20 protein-coding genes are annotated in these 21,456 nt (G+C 63.0%); 5 read left to right on the top strand and 15 right to left on the bottom strand.

Translation table 11 applies throughout. The features are described from left to right. Window positions 1-2: 2 nt before the first annotated feature. The 5 genes from GJW30_RS11090 to GJW30_RS11070 all read right to left on the bottom strand — a co-directional run bounded on the left by GJW30_RS11090 (window position 3) and on the right by GJW30_RS11070 (window position 5,620). Window positions 3-1,961 carry an SGNH/GDSL hydrolase family protein gene (locus GJW30_RS11090; protein ID WP_245408730.1) on the bottom strand — a complete coding sequence of 653 codons (1,959 nt, stop codon included), beginning with the start codon at window positions 1,959-1,961 and terminating at the stop codon, window positions 3-5. A 193-nt stretch (window positions 1,962-2,154) separates the two neighbouring features. Next, the gene (locus tag GJW30_RS11085; RefSeq protein ID WP_172887635.1) at window positions 2,155-2,925 is read right to left on the bottom strand and encodes a MetQ/NlpA family ABC transporter substrate-binding protein; all 771 of its coding nucleotides are present in this window, start codon (window positions 2,923-2,925) and stop codon (window positions 2,155-2,157) included. Between the two features lie 114 nt (window positions 2,926-3,039). Continuing rightward, window positions 3,040-3,819: a MetQ/NlpA family ABC transporter substrate-binding protein gene (locus GJW30_RS11080; protein WP_096355263.1), complete on the bottom strand. Its 780-nt coding sequence runs from the start codon at window positions 3,817-3,819 to the stop codon at window positions 3,040-3,042. Window positions 3,820-3,858: 39 nt separating this feature from the next. Continuing rightward, window positions 3,859-4,524: a methionine ABC transporter permease gene (locus tag GJW30_RS11075; RefSeq protein ID WP_096355261.1), complete on the bottom strand. Its 666-nt coding sequence runs from the start codon at window positions 4,522-4,524 to the stop codon at window positions 3,859-3,861. Beyond that, a complete protein-coding gene (locus GJW30_RS11070; protein WP_096358784.1) occupies window positions 4,514-5,620 on the bottom strand; it encodes a methionine ABC transporter ATP-binding protein in 1,107 nt (368 codons plus the stop codon). Before GJW30_RS11070 ends, GJW30_RS11075 begins: the two co-directional genes overlap by 11 nt. Before the next feature lie 101 nt (window positions 5,621-5,721). Between GJW30_RS11070 and GJW30_RS11065 the strand changes: the two genes are divergently transcribed. The 3 genes from GJW30_RS11065 (at window position 5,722) to GJW30_RS11055 (ending at window position 8,178) form a co-directional block, all read left to right on the top strand. Beyond that, window positions 5,722-6,279: a nuclear transport factor 2 family protein gene (locus GJW30_RS11065; protein WP_245408729.1), complete on the top strand. Its 558-nt coding sequence runs from the start codon at window positions 5,722-5,724 to the stop codon at window positions 6,277-6,279. A gap of 124 nt (window positions 6,280-6,403) precedes the next feature. Further along, complete coding sequence (locus tag GJW30_RS11060) at window positions 6,404-7,183, top strand: SDR family oxidoreductase (RefSeq protein ID WP_096355257.1); 780 nt, start codon at window positions 6,404-6,406, stop codon at window positions 7,181-7,183. Between the two features lie 143 nt (window positions 7,184-7,326). After that, window positions 7,327-8,178: a fumarylacetoacetate hydrolase family protein gene (locus GJW30_RS11055; protein WP_096355255.1), complete on the top strand. Its 852-nt coding sequence runs from the start codon at window positions 7,327-7,329 to the stop codon at window positions 8,176-8,178. A gap of 302 nt (window positions 8,179-8,480) precedes the next feature. Here the strand turns inward: GJW30_RS11055 and GJW30_RS11050 are convergent, their stop codons facing one another. The 3 genes from GJW30_RS11050 to thiE form a co-directional block, all read right to left on the bottom strand. Further along, window positions 8,481-9,086 carry a helix-turn-helix domain-containing protein gene (locus tag GJW30_RS11050; protein WP_096355253.1) on the bottom strand — a complete coding sequence of 202 codons (606 nt, stop codon included), beginning with the start codon at window positions 9,084-9,086 and terminating at the stop codon, window positions 8,481-8,483. A gap of 186 nt (window positions 9,087-9,272) precedes the next feature. After that, window positions 9,273-10,070: a bifunctional hydroxymethylpyrimidine kinase/phosphomethylpyrimidine kinase gene (gene thiD / locus GJW30_RS11045; protein ID WP_096355251.1), complete on the bottom strand. Its 798-nt coding sequence runs from the start codon at window positions 10,068-10,070 to the stop codon at window positions 9,273-9,275. Continuing rightward, on the bottom strand, window positions 10,067-10,738 hold the full coding sequence (gene thiE, locus GJW30_RS11040; protein ID WP_096355249.1) for a thiamine phosphate synthase: 672 nt from the start codon (window positions 10,736-10,738) through the stop codon (window positions 10,067-10,069). Before thiE ends, thiD begins: the two co-directional genes overlap by 4 nt. A 119-nt stretch (window positions 10,739-10,857) precedes the next feature. On the opposite strand from thiE, the gene GJW30_RS11035 reads away from it, so the two are divergent. Beyond that, window positions 10,858-11,094 carry an Lrp/AsnC ligand binding domain-containing protein gene (locus GJW30_RS11035; RefSeq protein WP_096355247.1) on the top strand — a complete coding sequence of 79 codons (237 nt, stop codon included), beginning with the start codon at window positions 10,858-10,860 and terminating at the stop codon, window positions 11,092-11,094. A gap of 216 nt (window positions 11,095-11,310) precedes the next feature. Then, window positions 11,311-11,526 (top strand): hypothetical protein, encoded by a 216-nt coding sequence (locus GJW30_RS11030; RefSeq protein ID WP_096355245.1) that lies wholly within the window; start codon window positions 11,311-11,313, stop codon window positions 11,524-11,526. A gap of 37 nt (window positions 11,527-11,563) precedes the next feature. On the opposite strand, the gene GJW30_RS11025 is transcribed toward GJW30_RS11030, so the two are convergent. The 7 genes from GJW30_RS11025 to GJW30_RS10995 all read right to left on the bottom strand — a co-directional run bounded on the left by GJW30_RS11025 (window position 11,564) and on the right by GJW30_RS10995 (window position 21,244). After that, window positions 11,564-12,478, bottom strand: coding sequence for a DMT family transporter (locus tag GJW30_RS11025; RefSeq protein ID WP_096358783.1), 915 nt, complete (start codon window positions 12,476-12,478; stop codon window positions 11,564-11,566). Between the two features lie 108 nt (window positions 12,479-12,586). Beyond that, entirely contained in the window at window positions 12,587-13,501 is a 915-nt protein-coding gene (locus GJW30_RS11020) for a c-type cytochrome (RefSeq protein WP_096355243.1), read from the bottom strand. 191 nt (window positions 13,502-13,692) lie between these two features. After that, complete coding sequence (locus GJW30_RS11015) at window positions 13,693-14,127, bottom strand: c-type cytochrome (RefSeq protein ID WP_096355241.1); 435 nt, start codon at window positions 14,125-14,127, stop codon at window positions 13,693-13,695. 138 nt (window positions 14,128-14,265) lie between these two features. After that, window positions 14,266-14,517, bottom strand: coding sequence for a hypothetical protein (locus tag GJW30_RS11010; protein ID WP_096355239.1), 252 nt, complete (start codon window positions 14,515-14,517; stop codon window positions 14,266-14,268). A gap of 48 nt (window positions 14,518-14,565) precedes the next feature. Continuing rightward, on the bottom strand, window positions 14,566-16,875 hold the full coding sequence (locus GJW30_RS11005; protein ID WP_096355237.1) for a xanthine dehydrogenase family protein molybdopterin-binding subunit: 2,310 nt from the start codon (window positions 16,873-16,875) through the stop codon (window positions 14,566-14,568). 3 nt (window positions 16,876-16,878) lie between these two features. Beyond that, window positions 16,879-20,043, bottom strand: a complete 3,165-nt coding sequence (locus tag GJW30_RS11000) for an efflux RND transporter permease subunit (RefSeq protein WP_096355235.1) — start codon at window positions 20,041-20,043, stop codon at window positions 16,879-16,881. 7 nt (window positions 20,044-20,050) lie between these two features. After that, the gene (locus GJW30_RS10995) at window positions 20,051-21,244 is read right to left on the bottom strand and encodes an efflux RND transporter periplasmic adaptor subunit (RefSeq protein WP_096355233.1); all 1,194 of its coding nucleotides are present in this window, start codon (window positions 21,242-21,244) and stop codon (window positions 20,051-20,053) included. Window positions 21,245-21,456 lie beyond the last annotated feature (212 nt).

Raw genomic sequence — 21,456 nt, 5'->3', positions numbered from 1 at the left:
CCCTACTCCCGCGCGGGTGATCCCTCAGGCAGCGGCAGCGCGGAACGCTGGATGTCGCCCGCGGGCATCGAGCCGTTCTCGATCAGCACGTCGCGGGCCATCGTGAGCGCCGCATCGGCCATCGCGGCATGACCTTCGGCCGTCGGATGGATCGCTCCGCCGTAGACCGCGCTCAGCACACCCCACAACGCATCATGAATATCGGCCGGCTGCATCGTCGACGGGAAGCCGTCCGGGAATGTCATCGCGGCAAAGTAGCTGTCGTTCGCAGTGCGGATCCAGCGCGCGCGGCTCGCATACGGGCGGAAGTCGCGTGCACTGGCGTTACAGGTCAGTGGACTCTCGATGCCCTCGCGCAGACTTTCGTGGAACGAATTTCCCTGCGCGCGGAAGCATGCGCGGTCAAAATCCGGATCCTGCTCGGAGCGCGCGCAGAAGCCACGATCGCGGAACAAGTCCTGGTGCGAGTCCACGAACGTCATGCGATCGCTCTCGTCGCGGCAGAGCGTGCCGCCCTGGCAGGTCGCGAGCGCCTTGATGCGCGGCAGAAACTCGCGCTCAACATAGGCCGAGGTTTGCCGCAGTAGATCGCCGTTGATGTTGAACGACGGGTGGATGTCGACGCCGGCGCGGCCGCCGCCGCACGGCACACCGCCGCGATCGAGCGCCGGGTTGGCGTAGGATGTGTAGACCACGCGATCCATGCGGCCGCCGACCATCGGCTTCAGCGCTGCGCGGAGCTTGGCGAAGGCGGACGGAAGCTGGCGCGTGAGCACGGCGCGGGATTCGTCGAGCGATGCGATCGAACCGCCGCTCTCCAGCAGCGCGCGCTCGCGCGTCGACTCGACCATCACGTTGGCAACGAGCTCCGAGAAATAGATGTCGTTGGCGCCGACGGTCAGGAAAATGAGATCAAAGTTGCGGCCCGGCACCAGCTTGCGCGCGGCTTCGAGCGCGGCGGCCGCTTGCGGCACTTGAGCCGGCACTGTCGTCGGACAGGAGCCGCCGCGGCACGTCGCCTCACGCGACCGGCGCGACGCAAACAAGCCCTTCTCGATTTCCGCGCCCGTGCAGGCGAGCGGCACGAAGGTCACCGAGACATGCTGGTTTTCGATTGCAAGCGCGAGCGCGGCGCGCAGCTGGTAGCTGTAAAGGGAGCGATGGCAGGCGTTGCTCATCCAACCGGCGCCCATGCGGAACCACTCGTTCGCGGATGTAGCCGATGCGGGACTGCCGGGCGTCGTTTCGCACGTGCGATTGCCTTTAAAGCCAGAGCGGCTCGGCCGATAGTATTCGCCGCCCGTCGTGCTGAAGGCACGGCGGAAGCAGAAGCCGGTATCATCGAGCGCGATCGGGCGATCTGGATTGCCCTCGCCTGACGCGATCGAGTCGCCGAGGCCGGCAATGAGCAGATCGCGGACGAGAATTTCGGCTTGTGCGCGCTGCGCGGTGCCGTCAGCACGCGTTGCATCGACGGTCGCGAAGGCCGGCGCGCCATAGGCGACACGCACTTGCGCTTCTTCGCTGCACGGCTTCTCGACGCGTTGCGTCTCGCGTTCGACCTGCTCGAACGACCAAATGCACGTCGCGCCCTGCGGAGCGCCGGAAAATTTTACGCCGACGCGATGATCGGACGGGACCAGATATGGTTCGCGCACGCCATCACGATCGCAGGTGCGCGTCGTCACGCCGGCGGCATCGACACAGAGACGATTGAGGAGAAGACGCGCCCATCCGCGACCACCGGTTGCGGCGGCAAGACGGCGCTCGGCATCGAGGATTGAGCCACCGCGATGTGCAGCGGCGAGACGTACGAAATCGCTCTCGTCGCGGAAGAGCCGAAAGCGGCTTTTGACCTCCCACGTAATCGCGCCACTGTTCGCCGCGGTTTGCGCCGAAGCCGCGCCTGAGACGACCACGGCGCTCAAAGCCGCCACTACAAAGAAAAATCGACGCATCATCTGTCCTGAAATTGCCCGCGCCCTTATGCCGGTTCGACCTGGACTTATTCGGGGCAAACCGGCGTTTCGCCGCTCAAGCACAACGCAATAAGCGATCAAATCGACGGGAGAGATGACAATTTTTGTTACTTGGCGTGACGGGAACAAAAAAGAGCGCCACGCGGCGCCCTTTTTCTTTGCTGCGGTCTCAGTGTCACCAAGCCGGGATCAGCGACCCTTTGAACTCTCGCAAAACGTAGTCCTTCACGCTCTGCGTATGGAACGCCTTGACCAGCAAAGCGGCCCAAGGCTTGTCCTTATCCTCTTCACGCACCGCGATGATGTTGACCCACGGACTATTCGGCCCTTCGCGCAGGATCGGGTCCTTCACGGGGTCGAGACCGGCCTGCACCGCGTAATTGTTGTTGATGCTTGCCGCCGCGACATCGTCAAGCGAGCGCGACAACTGCGCGGCATCGAGCTCGATGAAGCGATAGCGATGCGGATTTTCGACGATGTCGGTGACGCCAGCGGTGACGCCTACGCCGTCGCGAAGCTTGATGATGTTGTTGTCATGCAGCAGACGCAGCGGGCGCGATCCGTTGGTCGGATCGTTCTGGATCGCGACCGATGCGCCATCCGGGATTTCGGCGAAGGTCTTGTACTTCTTCGAATAGACACCGAGCGGCGCGGTCATCGTCTCGGCCAGCTTCACGAGCTTCCAGCTCGTTTTAGCGACCTGGTTTTTCAGGTACGGCTCGTGCTGAAACGAGTTTGCCTCGATTTCCTTACCGGCAAGCGCCTGGTTCGGAATGATGTAATCGGAGAACTCGATGATCTTGAGGTCGAGTCCCAGCTTCTTCGCTTCAGGCACGACCTGCTCGATGATCTGGGCACCCGGCCCGCCCGTCACGCCGATGCGGATGAACTGCTGAGCGCCGGCGGGTGCGATGAACGCCGCTACAACGGCGAGCGACAAGAACATTCTCTTCACGCAAATTCGTCCTTCTGAAAATAACTGAGTAAATCGGAAGCTTGGAAATCGGGAGCATCAGCCGCGCCGAAAATTGGCGCGGCTGTAGTTTTCACAAAGGCGCGATCACCAAGCGGCGACGTAAGCGCCCTTGAATTTCTCTGCGATGAACTCCTTCACGGACGGCGACTGATATGCCTTCACGAAGGTCGCGACCCATGGCTTATCTTTGTCTTCCTCGCGCACCGCAATGATGTTGACCCACGGACCGTCTGTCGTTTCCTTGACGATCGAATCCTTCACCGGATCGAGACCGGCCTGCACAGCGTAGTTGTTATTGACAGCCGCCGCATCGACATCCGGCAGCGAGCGGGGAAGCTGCGCAGCATCGAGCTCGATGAAGCGATAGCGCTTCGGATTTTCCGCGATGTCGGCGACACCCGCGGTCACGCCCGCGCCTTCGCGCAGCTTGATGATGTTGTTGTCGTGCAGGAGCTTCAGCGAACGCGCGCCGTTGGTCGGATCGTTTTGGATTGCGACGGTCGCGCCGTTCGGCAGATCCGCGAAGCTCTTGTACTTCTTCGAGTAGAAGCCCATCGGCGATGCGATCGTGTAACCGACCTTGGCCAGTTTCCAGTTCGTCTTCGAAAGCTGGTTCTTGAGATACGGCTCGTGCTGGAACGAATTGACTTCCAGCTCCTTGTTGGCGAGCGCCTGGTTCGGGATCACGTAGTCCGTGAACTCGACGACCTTCACGTCGAGGCCGAGCTTCTTGGCTTCCGGCACGACCTTCTCGAGGATTTGCGCATGCGGGCCGGCGGTGACGCCGACGCGCAGCGTCTGTTGCGCGGCGGCCGGCGCAGTAAGCGCAGCCGACAGTGCGAGGGACAACGCGAGTTTCTTCATTTTTTTCTTCCTGTGTTCAGGCGCGCGAGCGCGTGGAAATCAGCCGCGGCGCGCGCGGCGGTCAAGTTTGCGAGCGAGGAAATCGCCGGTCGATTGGACGGATTGGACGAGAACGATGAGGACGATCACGACCACGGCCATCACTTCGGGCATGAAGCGCTGATAGCCGTAGCGAATCCCGAGATCGCCGAGGCCGCCGCCGCCGACGGCGCCGACCATCGCAGACGACGACAAGAGCGTGACGATGGAAAGCGTGAGGCCGAGCGTGATCGACGGCCGCGCCTCGGGCACGAGCACTTTCGTCACGATCTGGACTGGGCTTGCGCCCATAGACCGCGCGGCCTCGATGAGACCGGGATCGACCTCGCGCAGGGCTGCTTCGATGATGCGCGCGATGAACGGCGTCGCCGCGAGGGTGAGTGGAACGATCGCGGCCGATGTGCCGATCGACGTGCCGGCGATCAGCCGCGTAAACGGGATGATCGCGACGACGAGAATGATGAATGGCGTCGAGCGGGTTGCGTTCACGACTGCGCCGATGACGCGGTTGGTAATCGGCGCCGCAAAGATTTCGCCGGCGCGCGATGTTGCAAGGAAAACGCCGAGCGGCAGGCCGAACAGCGTGCCGAGGGCGGCCGCGACCGCAACCATGTAGGCGGTCTCGCCGGTCGCGTAGATGATGGCGCGTATGATTTCAGGCGACATAGCCAAGCACCTCTGCGTTGAGATCGAGCCGTTGAATCGCGGCGGTGACGCCGTTGAGCGTCACTTCGTCACCCGGCACCGTGACGATGAGCGTGCCGAAGCCTTTGCCGCCGATCGTTTCGACCTGGCCGGACACGATCGTGATGTCGACATTGAGCACGCGCGTGATGCGCGAGAGCACGGGCTGGTTCGCCTGCGGGCCCGTGAAGATGACACGCACGACCGCCTGCCCGTTCGGCGGACGCTCTTGCGTCAACCGTGCCGCGATGGTTTCGGGCAACTGTGCGCCACCGAGCGTCGACAGGAAGCTGCGCGTCGTCGGATGCTTCGGCGCCGAGAATATCTCGAACGTCGTCCCTTGCTCGATCACGCGGCCGCGCTCGAGCACGACGACGCGATCGGCGATCGCCTTCACGACTGCCATCTCGTGCGTGATGAGGATGATCGTGAGCTTCAGCTCTCGGCGGATGCGCGCCAGGAGTTCGAGGATCTGGTGGGTTGTGTCGGGATCGAGCGCCGACGTCGCCTCGTCGCACAGCAGAACTTTCGGGTTTGCCGCAAGTGCGCGCGCGATGCCGACGCGCTGCTTCTGGCCACCGGACAGTTCCGACGGGTAGCGGTCGCGCTCGGCGGTGAGGCCAACAAGGCCGAGCAGTTCGTCGACGCGCTTCTTGATCTCGTCTTTCGGGCGGCCGGCGATCTCAAGCGGCAGTGCGATGTTGTCGGCTGCCGTACGCGATGACAAAAGGTTGAAGTGCTGGAAGACCATGCCGATGGCGCGGCGGGCCTGCCGGGCGCCCCGCTCATCGAGCGACGAGATAGCTACGCCATCCACCGTGACGGTTCCGCTGGTCGGAGTTTCGAGGCCGTTGATGAGACGTACAAGTGTCGACTTGCCGGCGCCGGAGCGGCCGATGATGCCGACGATCTCGCCCGCGCTCAACGAGACCGAGACATCGTCGACCGCGATGACGCCCTCGCCCTTATCGCGGGGCGAGAATGTCTTCCCGACGCGGTCGAGTACGATGACCGGCCTATTCTCGGCCGGGCCCAGCACGGCGGCCTCAGCCGTTGCTGTCGATACAAAAGCATTCATGGATTGATCGGGCGCCGGAATGGCGCGTTCCTCTGTGAGATTCTTCGGGTGGCGGATGTGGCTCAACCCGGACAGCGTTCGGCGGACATGTCACACTCCTGGTGAAGCCCGCTGACGACGGGCGCTTTAGCGTTTTTCTCGCGGCGCAAGCTGCGTTCAAATTCCGCGGCCCCTTGTGTCGGGACGTTCTTTATATCGAACGCGGCGTTCGACTTGTCAATACTCAATTTGTGCGCTGCGGGAGAACCAACCTGCTGTCTGCAGCCCCATTGCAAGAACAGGATTTCGAGATGCCTTCCAGAACCCGCGTCGAAGAGTTTATTGCTGTCGTCCTCTCCGGACGGCACGACGAGGCGATCGAGCGATTCTACGCCGAGGATGCCTCGATGCAGGAGAACCTCAATCCGCCGCGCGTCGGCCGCGATCTGTTGGCGACGCAAGAGCGCGCCACGATGGCCAAATATGCGCGCATCGACACCGAGCTGCGCGGTCCGATTTTCATCGAAGGCGATATCGTCGTGATCAACTGGCTCTTCCGCTTCACGGACGCGGAGGGGACGAGTTTCACGATCGACGAGATCGCGTATCAGCAGTGGCAAGGTGACCTCATCCACCGCGAGCGGTTCTACTACGACCCCGGCCAGGTGAAGAAAAAATAGAGTCGGATCCGCGCCTTCCGGCTGAACGCTGGAGTCGCTTCTTCGCAACTTTGCCGCGCTATCGGCGAGGTTTGCCATCGCGCGCCTTATCACTATGGTGCGCGCCGAAACTCGGAGGAACGTCATGGATTTGGGTATCGCCGGCCGTAAGGCCATCGTCTGCGCATCGAGCAAAGGTCTCGGCCGCGGCTGCGCCGAAGCGTTGGCGGAGGCCGGCTGCGAGGTCGTCATCAACGGCCGCGACGCGAAGGCCCTAGACGCAACGGCTGCTGAGATCCGCGCCAAGACCGGCGCGAAGGTGACGGCGGTTGCGGCCGATGTCGGCACGCCGGAAGGTCAGGCCGCCCTGCTCGCCGCCTGCCCGCAGCCGGACATTCTGGTCAACAACAATGCGGGCCCGCCCTTCCGCGATTTCCGCGAGCTCTCGCGCGACGACATGCTCAAGGGCGCGCTCGGCAACATGGTGGTCGGGATCGAGCTGATCCAGAAGGTCATCGACCCGATGATCGAGCGAAAGTTCGGCCGCATCGTCAACATCACGTCAGGCAGCGTGAAGCTGCCGATTCCGGGCCTCGACCTCTCGTCCGGCGCCCGCCTCGGCTTGCAGGGCTTCCTCGCCGGTGTCGCACGGAACGTCGCGCATGCGAACGTCACCATCAACCACATCCTGCCGGGCATCTTCGAGACCGACCGCTGGCGCTCCGGCAATGCGCTCACCGCCAAGAAACTCGGCATCTCCGAGGATGACGCACGGCAGAAGGCTTACGAGCAGGTGCCGGCCCGTCGCATCGGCCAGCCGGAAGAGTTCGGCCAGGCCTGCGCATTCCTCTGCTCGGCGCATGCCGGCTACATCACGGGCCAGAGCCTGTTGATCGACGGCGGCCGCTTCCCGGGCGTCATGTAGAACTTCGCGTGATCCGCGAAAAAATGCAGCCCGCGACCTTGCGGGCCGCGCGCCTCGCGGCGCATGATCGCGCCGCGCCTGCCAACATGGCCGCGCGGGGACACGTCCAAACATCCCAAGCACATTCTCCTAAGGAGTGACTGATGAAGCTCGTCCGCTATGGCCAGCCCGGCCGTGAGAAGCCCGGCATTATCGATGCGGATGGCCGCATCCGGGACCTCTCGAAAGTGGTCAAGGACATCGATGGTGAGGCGCTGAGCCCGAAGGGCCTCGCCAAGATCAAAAAGCAGAAGGTCGACAAGCTGCCGCTCGTGAAGGGCGACCCGCGCCTCGGCTCATGCGTCGTCCAGCCGCGCAACTTCATCGCGATCGGCCTGAATTATTCGGACCATGCGGCCGAATCCGGCATGCCGATCCCGGCCGAGCCGATCATCTTCAATAAGGCGCCGTCCTCGATCTGCGGCCCGAACGACGACACGATGGTGCCGAAGGGCTCGACCAAGCTCGACTGGGAAATCGAACTCGGCATCGTCATCGGCCAGCGTGCCCGCTACCTCTCGAAGAAAGACGCCCTCTCGGTCGTCGCCGGCTACTGCGCGGCGAACGACGTGTCGGAGCGCGCCTTCCAGATCGAGCGCGGCGGCCAATGGACCAAGGGCAAGGGTTGCGAGACTTTCGGCCCGATCGGGCCATGGATGGTGACGGCCGACGAAGTCGGAAATCCGCAGAAGCTCGACATGTGGCTGGACGTCAACGGCGAGCGCAAGCAGACCGGCAACACGTCGACCATGATTTTCTCGTGCGCGCACATCGTTTGGTACTGCTCGCAGTTCTTCGTGCTCGAGCCGGGCGACGTGATCGTGACCGGCACCCCGCCGGGCGTTGGCCTCGGCATCAAGCCGACGCCGCAGTTCCTGAAGCCGAAGGATGTCGTCACGCTCGGCATTACGGGCCTCGGCGAGCAGCGCCAGAAGGTCGTGAAGTTCAAGGCGTAAGCCTCAACGATAAAATGAGGAAGAGCGCGGCATGGTCCGCGCCCTTTTCGTTTTTTAATGTGTCTTAGGGCGCGGTCACGACACGGATTGTCATCGCGGACAGCGAATGCGCGAAGCGCGTGAGCTGAGCCGGGATCCATGAATCCCAGCGAGCGCAGGGATACATGGGTCCCGGCTCTCGCGGCTACGCCGCTTGGCCGGGATGACAGCGGCAATCGCGGCGAGCGCTAAGCGAAGAAAGTTCTGAGTTTGATTCAACCAACGCTTGCAACCGACTGGCATGGAGTCGGAAAACGCGAGCGCTACTCCATCACGGCGGCTTTGAGGATGCAGACCATCGTGGCTCGTGCCGGCACGGTGCCGGTGTTGCGGATGGTGTGGCGGCGGTCGCAGCGATAGCGCGCGGTGCCTCCGGTTTCGATCTTCTCGACGACGCCGCCGACCTCGACCTCGAGTGTCCCCTCAAGCACCGACAGGCATTCGATCGAACCGCGCTGATGCGCGTCGGAGTCGAGTTCGCCGCCCGGCTCCGCGATCACGTCGTACCACTGCAGCCATTCGACCGTTTTGATCCAACCGGTGATCGCGAGCGTGATCTTGCCGTCGTCCGAGACAAGCGTCGGGGTATCGCCGCGGCTCACCAGTTCGACGAAGGGGTCGTCTTCCTGGGTCGCGAGGACACGATCGATGGAGACATCGAGAGCCTGCGAGAGGCGCCAGATGGTCGCGAGCGTCGGGTTAGTCTCGTTACGCTCAATCTGGCTGATGATCGATTTGGCGACGCCGGACTGTTCAGCGAGTTCGGACAGCGACAGGTTATAGTTCTTGCGCAGCCGCTGGATGGTCTTGCCGAGCTGGCCGGAAAGCGCCACCGCGCCCGCGTCCATGATGCCTTTGCGATCGTTCATGGCGCCCTTCTAAAGTCCGCTTCGATAGAAGCAAAGCGGACTTTCGATTCTTTGAGTAGTCGCATTTCCGGACGGTGAACCGGTATCCACTTCACCTGGAATGCTTTAACCTATGCGCACGGCCGCGTACACGCTTCGCATTCCGATTCAGCAGATGCCGCTAACCGTCTGAATGCGAGTCGCAATCTACCACCACGCGTGGAAGTGGTGGACCGGTCCGTGGCCGGACCCGATGCTCAAGCGCTCCGACGCCTGCAGCGCCGCCGTGATGTAGTCCTTCGCGGCCGCGACAGCGCTGCCGAGGTCTTGGCCCTTGGCGAGACCGGCCGCGATGGCGGACGACAACGTGCAGCCGGTGCCGTGGGTATTGCGCGTGTTGACGCGCACGGCAGCAAGACGTGTCTGCCGGCTCGGCTCGATCAGGAGATCGACCGCCTCGGCGCTCTCGCCGTGACCGCCTTTGACCAGCACGGCCTTGGCGCCAAGCTTCAAAAGCCTCTCGCCCTGATCACGCATCTCGGTCTCGCTGCGCGCGACAGGCGCGTCGAGCAGAGCGGCGGCTTCCGGCAGGTTCGGCGTGATAATCGCGGCGCGGGGGATGAGGACCTTGCGGAGCGTGTCGATCGCGTCCGGTTTGAGCAGCCGGTCGCCCGAGGTCGCGACCATGACGGGGTCGAGCACGATATTGCGGGCGGCGTGGCGGTCGAGACCGGCCGCCACCGTTTCGATGACGGCGCTGTCGGCCAGCATGCCGATCTTCACGGCGTCAATCTTGAGGTCGGAGAAAACGGCGTCAATCTGCTGTGCGACGAAATCGGGCGGGACCGAGTGGATGCCGGTAACGCCCTTGGTGTTCTGAGCCGTCAGGGCAGCGAGGACGGTCGCGCCATAGACGCCGAGCGCAGAGAAAGTTTTGAGGTCGGCCTGGATGCCGGCCCCTCCCCCTGAGTCCGAGCCCGCGATGGTGACCGCGATGGCGCTCATGCGGGCGCTCCCGCGCCGACCTTTAGACTCCGATCGACGATACCGCGCAGCTCACGGGCGGCGGCTTCCGGATCAGGCTTGAGGGACAAAGCCGTGATGACGGCGACGCCGTCGAGACCTCCGGCAATGACCTCGCCCGCATTGGCTGCCGTGATGCCCGCGATGGCGCCGACCGGAAAGCCCTTCGGCGCGCGTGGACGGATGATGTCCGCGAAGGCGCAAACCCCGGCAACGCCCTGCGGCGGGTTCGGATTGTCCTTCGAGGTAGTCGCAAAGACGCCGCCAATGCAGACGTAGTCGAGCAACTCAATCGGCGCTGTGCGGGCCCGCTCGGCGCTGTTAATCGAGAGGCCTATGATGGCGCCCTTGCCGAGCAGGCGGCGCGCATCGTCCGCCGCCATGTCGTCCCACCCGATGTGGACGCCCTCGACCCCGGCAGCGAGCGCGACGTCAACACGGTCGTTGATGAGCAGGGGGACGCCGGTACCCTTCAGCGCCGCATGGATGGCGCGAGCGCGGGCGATCATCTCGCGGGTCGAGCCCTTCTTGTCGCGGAGCTGGACCAGCGTCGCTCCGCCCTTCACGACCGCTGCCGCGAGCGCCGCGATATCGTGACCGCCGGTGTGCTCCGGATCGACCAGGGCGTAGAGGCGCAAATCGACTTTCATGGTGTGACAACGGCCCGGCTGGAGGATTTGATCTAAGGTCTCGCCCATTTGAGGGGCCCGATCAAGCTTGCGCCCGGCCTCGGGTTTTGGTGGATTGCAAAGAGACTCCGGGAGTTCTCATGATCGCGTTCTTCATCCAGATCAAATGCCAGCTCGGCAAGTCGTATCAGGTCGCCAATGCGTTGGCGGACGCCGAGATCGCGTCCGAGATCTATTCGACGGCCGGGGATTTCGACCTTCTGGTGAAGTTCTACATCCCGCCGGAGACCGATATCGGCCATTTCGTGAACGAGAAGGTCCAGGTCATTCCGGGCATCCAGGACACGCGGACGATCGTCACCTTCAAAGCCTTCTAGTAACCCTCTCCATTCAGGTTACCGAACGCAACCGTTCGTTTGCGTACAAATCGCGCTTGCCCGTGACAAAGGTTTTGTCCAAATTTCGCGCCAGGCTTGGCGCAATGACAACCAACAATCTTCCAAGTCGCCTGCGTATCGTTGCCTCGGGCCGGACGTCGCTGCTCGCTGAACCCGCCAAAGACGGGCCCAAGCGAGCCACTTCAGGAGCTGGAAATGAAGAAGCTGTTGCTCGCCGTCGTGATCGCCGGCGCAGGATTCACAATGGCCCCGACCGATGCCTTCGCTTGGCAATGCCGCGCGAGCAGCGCGTCAGGCGGCTGGGGCGTGGGTTGGCATCCCAATCGCGCCCGCGCGGCCCGCATCGCGTTGAACTACTGCGCGGCCAATACGCCGCGCGGTGTTTGGTGCCGCATCCGCTACTGCGCCTAACCCAACGCCCCGGTTTCGGGGCGTTTCTTTTTAACGCTCAACTCGCGACCGGCGGCCCCGCGGCCGGCGGCCGCGGGCGTTCGAGTCCCAGCTTGCGCTCGCGCCAGATGACGAAGAGTCCCGCCGCGACAACGATCACGGCGCCGACGAAGACCGCACTCATCGGCACTTCGCCGAACAGCAGATAGCCGAGCAGGAAAGCCCAGAGCAGCATCGTGTAGTCGAACGGCGCGATGACGGATGCGGGCGCCCAGCGGAAGCTTTCCGTCATCAGCAAATGCCCGACGCCGCCGAGCACGCCGATGCCGATCAGCGCCGTGAGCTGCAGGCCGCCCGGCATGACCCAGCCCCACGGCAGCGTCGCGAGGCCGCCGATCACCGAGATGATCGAGAAGTAGAGAACGATCGCGGCGTTGGTTTCGGTGTCCATCAGCCGCCGCGTCTGAATAACGGACCCGGCCGACGTGAAAGCGGCAAGGATCGCCAAGAAAACGCCGAGCGCGGCTTCCGGTCCGTGCGCGACGTTGAGATGTGGCGAGAGCATCACGAGGACGCCGAGAAAGCCGACACCGACCGCCGACCAGCGATAGACCCTGACGCGCTCGCCAAGCAGCACGGCCGCCAGCGCGACGGTCATCAACGGAGCCGCGAACCCGATCGCGGTCGACTCCGCGAGCGGGAGCCGCGCGAGAGCTGCGAAGTTGAAGAACATGCCGGCTACGCCGATGAGGCCGCGCGTTACGTGCCCGCCGAAGCGGTTGGTGCGGAACGCGGTCGAGAGCTGGCGGCGATATGCGTAAATCAGCAGCAGCGGCGGGATCGCGAAGAGCGCACGGAAGAACACCACCTGCCCGACCGGCACGGTGTCGCTGACCCAACGCACCAGCGCCTGCATCGTCGCGAACACGAGCGCGGACGCGATTTTAAGGAGGATACCTTTGAAAACGTTCATCGTGCGAGGGTGCGAGGGAATCACCCGCACCATAAGGATTTTCGAGGCGCGACAAACCCTTGTGTGCGCATAGGTCGCGCGCATCGCGTCGCGCGATAACGGCAGCCGTTACTTGGGCGGTTTCGGCCCTTCGACGGCGGGCAGCGACTTGATGTAAGCCGCCATCGCTTTGCGGTCATCCGGTGAGAGCTGTCCGGTATTGCGGACGACCGGCGCCATCGAGCCGCCGACGGAATCGCCGTCCGGATTGAGGCCGCTCGCCAGCACTTCCTCGATTTCGCCGACCGACCATTTGCCGAGGCGCGCCTGTGTGATGTTCGGTACCCAGCCCTCGCCTTCCGGGTTTCGACCACCTGCAAAGCGCTGGCCGGAAACAATGCCGCCCATCAGGTCGCGCGGCGAATGACATTCGGCACAATGGCCCGGGCCGTTGACGAGATACGCGCCGCGATTCCAGTCCGCCGGCTTCGACGTATCGGCGGCGAATGTTTTGCCGTCAAGGTTGAGCAACTTCCAGACGCCGAGCGTGCGGCGGATGTTGAACGGGAACGGCAGATCATGATCGCGCACGCGACCCTTTTCGGGCTGCAACGTTTTGATGAACGCGTAGAGGTCGCGCGTGTCGGCGAGCGTCATGCGCTGATACGACGTGTAGGGAAATGCCGGATAGAGATGCACGCCGCCGGGGCCGACGCCGCGCAGCATCGCGTTCGCGAAATCCGTCTCGCTCCACTTGCCGATGCCGTCATTTGGATCGGACGAGATATTAGGAACGTAGAAGGTGCCGAACGGTGACTTCAGGCCGAGCCCGCCCGAGAGATTGAACTTGTTATCTTGGCCGGGCTTGGCGTGACACGACGAACAGCCGCCGGCGAAGAACATCGTCTCGCCGTTCTTGACGTTCGCGGTGTGAGGAGCTGCGAGCGCATTCGCGGCAAGCGGCTGCGGCGCCGAGATGAACCAAAACACCGCGCCGCCGACGATCGCGAGGAGAATAACGGAGACGAGGAGTTTGCGGAGCATTTCGGTTTCCTCACAGTCCGCTCACACCCGTCCCCGATCCTTCGAGGATTAACTTCGGCGGGTATCCAGCGCGTGCGTCAGCACGCGCCGGAAAAAAACTTCGCTCCGTCCAGTCGTTCAGCGCCTTACGGGCGTTCGGCTGGATCCCCGCTTTCGCGGGGATTAGCGGAGCTAGTGGTTATATTGGAAGATTAATTCCGCTTGGCGCGATAGGTTTCGTGGCACGCGCCGCAGTCACGGCCGATGCCGCCGAACGCCGTCTTGAACGTCTCGAGATCCTTCACGCTTGCCTGCGCGGCTTTCGCGTCAGCAGCCAATTTATCGGACTTCGCTTTGAAGTCCGGCATGTTGGTCCAGATCGCCGGAAGCGCCGCGGTATCGCCGCCGGTCTTCGAATTCTCCGGGAACATCGCCGGGAATTTCTCACCCGCGTCCTGGAAGACTTTGAAAACGGTCTGCGCTTTGGCGAGCTCGAAAGGCTGTTCGCCGCGCACCATCTGCGCGCCGTTGCGCGCCTGAGCGCCGACGCCCTTCATAAGCTCCTTGCGTGCCGCTATCGGGTCTTGCGCAACGACAACGGTGGCACCGAGCGTAACGAGCGCGGCCGTGAGGACGGTTCGAAGCATGGAAACTCCTAAAGTTCAGCCGGCGGGAGCCGGCCCGTGCCGATCAACGCAACCGGCGATTGGTAGTTTCGAATTATTCCGAACTATGTCAACGGGGCGATGACAGCGGTCACGCAGCTGTGCGGTGCAACAAGAACCTTATCCGGCCACGTTCGGGTCTTCGCGGTCATGCGCATGGCCGATCGCGCTCAGCATTTTTGGCTCGAGCTTGCCGGGATCGAGGATGACCTTCTGGTCGTGCACCGAGCGGACGGCCGAGAGCGACACCGCGAACTCGCCCGCGTTCTCGACATAGATCACGATCTTGTCGCGCGTGACGCTGCGGACCGCGCCGATGCCGGGGCTGCCCTCGGCAACGAATGCCATGAAGCCGACTTCGATCGTAGCCATCGTTCTCTCCTAGCGGCTCAGGCCGCTCTCCCGGCGGCTTCGCCGCGCTTACATCGTGTGGGCGCGCTCCGACTCGCGGAGCGCCTGCCAGACGCGCTGCGGCGTCGCCGGCATATCGATGATTTGCGGCGTGCCGTGCGCGCGATAGAGCGCATCCGCGATCGCGTTCATGATCGCGGGGCATGAACCGATCGCACCCGCCTCGCCGGCGCCTTTGACGCCGAGCGCGTTGGTGACGCACTTCACGTTGTTGGTCTCGAACGACATCGGTGGCACGTGGCTCGCGCGCGGGAGCGCGTAATCCATCAGCGAGGCCGTGACGAGCTGACCAGAGTCCTTGTCGTAGATCGCGTGTTCGAGCAGCGCTTGGCCGAGGCCTTGCACAGTGCCGCCGTGAATCTGGCCGGCAAGCATCAGCGGGTTCAGCGTCACTCCGAAGTCGTCAACGATCACGTAATTCACGAAATCGACGTGGCCGGTGCCCGGATCGATCTCGACTTCAACAACATGCGTGCCGTTCGGATAGGTCGCGGCCGGCGGCTCACACTTGTCGTCCGTGATCAGCAACTCCGGTTTCACCGGCGCTTTCGCGATATCCGCGAATGAGACCTGACGATCGGTACCGACGACGCGCACGTTGCCTTCCGCGATTTCGAGATCGCCGACGCCGGCTTCAAGCTTGTCGGCCGCGATGATCTTCAAATTTTCGCCGAGCTTCTTCGCCGCCCCGCCGACCGCAACACCGCCCACTGGAATCGACGACGAGCCGCCGGTGCCGGCACCGGTCGCGATTTTGTCGGTGTCGCCCTGCACGGTGCGCACCATGTCCGGCGACAGGCCGAGGTGATCGGCAACGATCTGTGCATACGCCGTGTGATGGCCCTGCCCGCTCGACTGCGTCCCGATAAAAATCGTAACGCCGCCGTCTTGGTCGAGCTGCATCTTCGCGCTCTCGGGGCCATTGCCGCCGCAGGCTTCGATATACGAGCCGAGGCCGATGCCGCGCAGCTTGCCGTTTTTCTTAGCGGCTTTCGCGCGCTTCTCGAAACCCTTCCAGTCGGCGATGTCCTGCGCCTTTTCCATATGTTGCGCGAACTCGCCCGAATCATACGTCTTGTTGGTCGGCGTGGTGTACGGCATCTGTTTTGCCGCGATGAAGTTGCGCTTGCGCAGCGTGTCGCGCGGAATGCCTAGCTCGCGCGCGACATGATCAACGACGCGCTCGATCACATACGCGGCTTCCGGACGACCGGCGCCACGATACGCATCGACCGGGACTGTGTTCGTGTAAACGCCGCGCAGGCGGATGTGGCATGCTTTGAAATCGTAGAGGCCCGGCAGCATTTCGGCGCCGATGAACGGAATGAACGGCGCATAGAGCGAGAGATACGCGCCCATGTCGGCGAGCGTGTCGACCGAGAATGCGAGGAATTTGCCCTTGGAGTCGCAAGCGACCTTCGCGATCGTGATGTTGTCGCGGCCTTGCGCGCAGGAGAGGAAGTGCTCGGTGCGCTCGCCGATCCACTTCACGGATTTCTTGAGGCGTCGCGCCGCTTCCGTCACCAGCGCGTATTCGCGATACGGGAACAGCTTCGTGCCGAAGCCGCCGCCGACGTCCGGCGTCATCACGCGCAGCTTCTCCGGCGCGATCTTGAGCACGTCGCCGGCAAGCACGTCGCGCATCACGTGCGGACCCTGGCTCGACAGCGTGATGTTGAGGCGGCCGCTTTCTTTCTCGTATTCCGCAATGACGCCGCGCGTATCGAGATAGTTCGTCACGACGCGCGGATTGACAATGCGCAGCTCGATGACTTTGTCGGCCTTCTCGAACAGCGCGTCGGTTTTCTTCTTGTCGCCGATCGTGGTCTCGAAGCAGACGTTGTCTTTCTGGTTCTTCCACACCGCCGGCGCGCCGGATTTCACCGCAGCTTCCATGTCGACGATGTGCGGCAGTTGTTCGTATTCGACTTCGATCTTCTCGGCGCCGTCGCGCGCTTGATCGATCGTGTCGGCGACGATGAGCGCGACGGAATCACCAACGTGACGCACCGTGTCCGTAGCGAGGATCGGGTACGAGGGAACGTCGACCTTCACGCCCGGCGGGATGCCGTGGCACGGGAGATCGCCGAGATCCTTGAGATCGGCCGCCGTCAGAATCAATCGGACGCCTTTGACGGCTTTCGCCGCCTCGACGTCCGTTATCTTGAACTTTGCGTGAGCATGCGGGGAGCGCAACACGACCGCGTGAAGAACACCATCCGGCTGAACGTCCGCCACGTAACGGCCGACGCCTCTGATCAAAGCGTCGTCTTCTTTACGCGTGACGGCTTGACCGAATCCGAACTTCACAGGGGGCATGCATTACTCCGCGGGCTGCGGCGCAGGCTCCTTTTTCCCTCGAGAAAAGAGCCCAGCCATCCATCGCGAGATCACATAGAAAGCCGGCGTGAAAAGCAAGCCGAAGATCGTCACACCGATCATGCCGAAGAACACGGCAGTACCGAGTGCTTGACGAAGTTCCGCGCCCGCGCCCTTCGCGATCACGAGCGGCAACACGCCCAAGATGAAGGCGAGCGACGTCATGATGATCGGACGCAGCCGCATCTCCGCGGCATGCGTTGCGGCATGCGTGCGCGTCTCGCCCTGATCTTCAAGTTGCTTGGCAAACTCGACGATCAGAATCGCGTTCTTCGCCGCAAGCGCTATGAGCACGATGAAGCCGACCTGCGTCAGGATGTTGTTGTCCATCCCGCGCCAGATGACGCCCGTGATCGCGGCGACGAGACACATCGGCACGATCATGATGACGGCAAGCGGCAACGTCAGACTTTCGTACTGCGCGGCGAGCACCAGGAACACGAAGACGACGCCCAAGATGAACGCGAACATCGCGGTGTCGCCGGCACGGATCTGTTGATACGCAAGATCCGTCCACTCGAAGGCAAAACCGGGCGGCAACGTCTCGGCGGCGAGCTTCTGCATGATCTGGATCGCCTGCCCTTGGCTGAAGCCGGGCGCGGGCGAGCCGTCAAGCTCCGCCGACGGATAGATGTTGTAACGCGGCACGCGGAACGGACCGGAGATATCGCTCGCGGTCGCGAACGAACCGATCGGCACCGTGTCGCCTTGCGCGTTGCGCACGCGCAGGTTCATCACGTCCTTCGCCGTCATACGATACGGACCATCCGCTTGCGCCTGCACGCGGAAGGTTCGTCCGATGAGGTTAAAGTCGTTGATGTAGGCCGAGCCGATATTGATCTGCAGTGTCTGGAACACCTCCGTGAGGTTGATGCCCATCAGCTGCGCCTTGGCGCGGTCGATATCGAGATAGAGCTGCGGCGTGCCCGTATCGTAGAGCGAGAACACCTGCATCAAGCCGGGCGTCTGCGCGGCGCGGCCCATCATCGCGTAGACGGCACCCTGCAATGCTGCAGGTCCGGCGCCAACACGATCCTCGATCATCATGCGGAAGCCACCCGCGTTGCCGATGCCCTGCACGGGCGGCGGCGACACGGCGATCATGAAGGCTTCCTCGATCACCTGCAGCTTGCCGAAGAGTTGCATGCGGATCGCGTCAGCAGACTGCTTCGGATCCTTGATGCGTTCTTCGAACGGCGCGAGCAGCACGAACATCGCGCCGGCGTTCGATGCGTTGGTGAACGTCGCACCCGAGAAGCCGGTGATCGCGACAGCGTGCGCGATACCCGGGATCGTCAGCGCGATATCGCTGGCGCGGCGCATCACGGCGTCCGTGCGGGCGAGCGAAGCGCCAGACGGCAACTGCGCGACCGCGATCAGATACGTCTGATCTTGCTGCGGGATGAAGCCCTGCGGCGTGCGGCGGAACTCGTTGAGGCCGAACGCGAGAATGCCGCCGTAAATCAGCAGCACGATGAAGGCGAAGCGCACGGTTTTGCCGGCGACCCAGCCATAACCACGCGAGACACCGTCGAAGCCGCGATTGAAGAGGTTGAAGAAGCCACGGATCGGCTTCTCGTACCACTTCGTGCTGTGGCCTTCCTTGTGCGGCTTGAGCAACACCGCGCACATCGCCGGCGACAGCGTCAGCGACACAATGAGCGAGATCACGGTCGAGCCCGCGATCGTCAGCGCGAACTGGCGATAGAACTGGCCCGAAATGCCGGTGATGAACGCCGCCGGGATGAACACGGCGCAGAGCACGAGCGCGATCGACACCAGCGCGGCGCCGACTTCGTCCATGGTCTTGTGCGCCGCATCGCGCGGCGACATGCCGTCCTGAATGTTGCGCTCGACGTTTTCGACGACGACGATCGCGTCGTCGACCACGATGCCGATGGCGAGGATGAGGCCGAACAGCGACAGGTTATTCAGCGAGAAGCCGAACAAGCTCATCACGAAGAACGTGCCTACGAGCGAGATCGGAATCGCGAGGAGCGGAATGATCGCGGCGCGCCATGTCTGCAGGAACAGGATGACGACGAGCACGACGAGAATCACGGCTTCGCCGATCGTCTCGACGACGGCGTTGACGGATTCCTGAATGTACTGCGTCGGATCGTAAAGCGGACGCGCGCGAACACCCGACGGGAATTGCGTCGCCATTTCGCGGACGGCCGAGCGAACGGCTTCACCCGTCGACAACGCGTTCGAGCCCGGCAGCTGGGTGATCGCGATGAAGACCGACGGATTGCCGTTGATGTAACTGTCCGACGAGTAGTCTTGGCCGGTCAGTTCGACACGCGCGACATCGCGCAATCGCACGATAGCGCCCGGCGTCTGCTTGACGACGACGTTTTGGAACTCGTTGACGTCGGAGAGACGGCCGAGCGTGCGAACCGCGACCTGAAACGCGTGTTGATTCTGAATCGGCGGCGCGTTGAGCACGCCCGACGAGACCTGGATGTTCTGACCAGCGAGCGCCTGCGTGACGTCGGTTGCCGTCATGTTGAGTGACTGCAGCCGGGTCGGATCGAGCCAGATCTGCATCGCGAAATCGCGCTGACCGAAGATGAGAACGTTACCGACGCCTGGAATACGCGTCAGCTGGTCCTTCATGTTCACGTTGACGTAGTTGGTCAGATAGAGCGTGTCGCGCGTCTTGTCGGGCGAATCGACGTTGACGCCGAGCAGAAATCCCGCCGCGCTCTTCGCCGTCAGCACGCCGATTTGGCGGACCTGATCGGGCAGACGTGGCGTCACGATCGAGACGCGGTTCTGCACCTGCACCTGCGCGATATCGAGGTTGGTGCCGATGTCGAACGTCACCGTGATGGTGAAGCGGCCGTCGGCACTCGAGTTCGAGTAGAGATACAGCATCTTTTCGACGCCGTTGACCTGCTGCTCGATCGGCGCGACGACCGTGTCGGCCAGCGTCTCGGCGCTGGCGCCGGGATACTGCCCCGTGATGGTGATCTGCGGCGGCGCAATTTCTGGATATTGCGCGATCGGCAGACGAAGTCCCGCAACGGCACCGAGAATCACGATGACGATCGAGAGCACGGCCGCAAAGATCGGCCGTTCGATGAAGAAGTGTGTGAATCGCATGGCGGGCCTACTTCTTTTCGGCCGGCTGTGCCCCAGGAGCGCCTTGTGGTGGCGGCTGCGCGCCCTGCTCCTGCGGCGTCACCTTCTGACCCGGACGAATGCGCATCAGCCCGTTGACGACGACGCGATCGTTCTTGTCGAGGCCTTCCTTGATGACGCGTGCGCCCTCTTGGAGCGGACCCAGCACGACGTATTTCGGCTTCGGCACGTTGTCTTCGCCGACGACGTAGACGAACTTGCGCGCCTGCTCGCTGCCGATCGCCGCATCCGGAACCGAGAGAGCTTCGTACGGGTTCGACGCCGGCACCTGCACGCGCGCGAACATGCCGGGCGCGAAAAGCGCGTCGGCATTCGGGAAAATGCCGCGGCCGCGGATGGTGCCGGAGTTGCGATCGAAGACGTTGTTCAAGAAGTCGATCGTACCTTGGTGCTTGTATTCTTTCTCGTCGATCAGACGCAGCATGATCGGGGTCTTCACGCCGCGATCCGCGATGTCCTTCTGACCCGCGCCGAGACGCAGGTAGCGAAGGTATGAGGCTTCGTCGAAGGTGAATTCGAAGCGGATCGGATCCTGCGAGACGATCGTCGCGAGCAGCGTCGTCGAGCCACCATTGCCGCCAGTCACAAGGTTGCCAGCGGAGACCTGACGATCACCGATGCGGCCTGCCACGGCAGCACGCACCTCAGTGAATTCGAGATCGAGCGCGGCCTGGCGCACTTGCGCCTCGGCACCCGAGACCGATGCCTCTGCAGTGCGCTTGGCCTGCGTGCGCTGCTCGAACACCTGTTCCGAGATCGTACGCTCACGCACGAGCTGCTGCGCGCGCGTCAAATCAGCTTGCGCGAAAGCGAGATTGGCTTGCGCCTGCTCTCTGGTCGCAAGCGCCTGATCGTATGTGTTCTTGAACGGGCGCTTATCGATCGTGAAGAGGAGATCGCCCTGCTTCACCATCTGGCCGTCCGTGAAATGGATTTTCTCGAGCTGCCCCGATACGCGGGCGCGCACCTCGACCGAATCGACCGCGACAAAGCGGCCGACGTAATCGTCCTTATCGACGACCTTGATCGATTTCGGGTTGGCGACGGTGACGGGTGGTGGCGGCGGGCCGCCCTGCTGCTGTTGCTTCTGTTCGCCGCAAGCCGCTAAGAGCCCCAATAGCGACGCGACAACGACACCACGCGCGAGAGATTTCGCGGTCATGTGATCTCCGATTCGGATCGGAATCTCGTCTGCCCCCAGACGATATCCTGGATGTGGATGCGCGCGCGGCCTGCCGAGCGAACCTAAAGTTCACGCCAACGCGGTAATTATGGCGATGCCTATACCATTAACGTTCGGCGCAACCAAATTCCGACACGCAATGCGGGAAAAAAATTCGCATCGTGTGCGGATTTCGAATCGCACCCATTCGC

It is taken from the genome of Variibacter gotjawalensis (genome assembly GCF_002355335.1).
In the GTDB taxonomy this organism is placed as follows: domain Bacteria; phylum Pseudomonadota; class Alphaproteobacteria; order Rhizobiales; family Xanthobacteraceae; genus Variibacter; species Variibacter gotjawalensis.
The sequence above is the reverse complement of the archived record's forward strand: the minus strand, read 5'-3'. Positions and strand labels throughout refer to the sequence as shown.